The organism is Clostridium sp. AF34-13 (assembly GCF_003477845.1).
Lineage (GTDB): Bacteria > Bacillota > Clostridia > Lachnospirales > Lachnospiraceae > Butyribacter > Butyribacter intestini.
The window spans coordinates 1-932 of record NZ_QUEB01000040.1 but is presented as its reverse complement, the minus strand read 5'-3'; the positions used below and the strand labels follow the sequence as shown (position 1 = coordinate 932).

Annotated in this window: 1 protein-coding gene; it reads left to right on the top strand. The window is 29.7% G+C overall.

Annotated elements, in window-relative coordinates; all coding sequences use genetic code 11:
- Positions 1 to 345 precede the first annotated feature (345 nt).
- A partial coding sequence (locus tag DWZ63_RS15510; RefSeq protein ID WP_182431560.1) for an AAA family ATPase occupies positions 346 to 932 on the top strand: 587 nt, incomplete at its 3' end.

Genomic DNA, 932 nt, shown 5'->3' with positions numbered 1-932 from the left:
TTTTCTTTTGTCAACAACATTATATCACAAAATTTAGCATTATTTTAAAATTTTGGGAAAAGTGGTCGAAAATAAGGGAAAAGTGGTAAATTCTTTTATTTTTTTGCTGTTTTTACCACTTTTCCCAAGTTTTCGACCACTTTTCACGATTTTTGGCATTATTTTATATCTTTCCAGTTTTAATAGTTATTTGTATAGCAAACATAAATGATAACCTACCACAAAATTGCACAGGTTCACATAATTGACATTATACCCGAAACAAAATATACTAAAAACAAACAGACAACACTAATAATCTTTTCGCAAATACTAACTATTTTTTATAAGAAACGGGGTGTTTAAATGGGTATATATTTCAATCCGACAAATGAGAGCTTTACACAGGCAAAAAATAGTATGATTTATGTAGATAAAACAGAATTATTGGAACAATTAAATTTAAGATTATCAACAGAAAATAAATGTATCGCCGTAAGCCACGCAAGGCGTTTTGGCAAGTCACACGCTGCCGGTATGATAGACGCATATTACAGTCTCGGTTGCGATTCATCAAAGCTTTTTGATAACACAAAGATTTCTTCCCATGCAGACTATAAGAAATACATGAACAAATACAATGTTATTCATCTGGATATTTCTTCTTTTTGGGATGATTTTAAGGATAATCTGGTAGAGAAAATAAAAGAGTATATAATAGACGATTTTAAAAAGTCATTTAATGACGAAATTGATTATTCAAAAAAATTTAATGTTATCCTTATGTCTGTTTACCAAAAAACAACTATCCCATTTGTAATCATTATTGATGAATGGGATTGCGTTATCAGAAACAGTGATGATAAAGAACTTGTGCACAGTTATTTGCAATTTCTTCATTCCCTTTTTAAATCGGAGGAATCAAAAGCATTTTTAGCACTCGGATATATTAC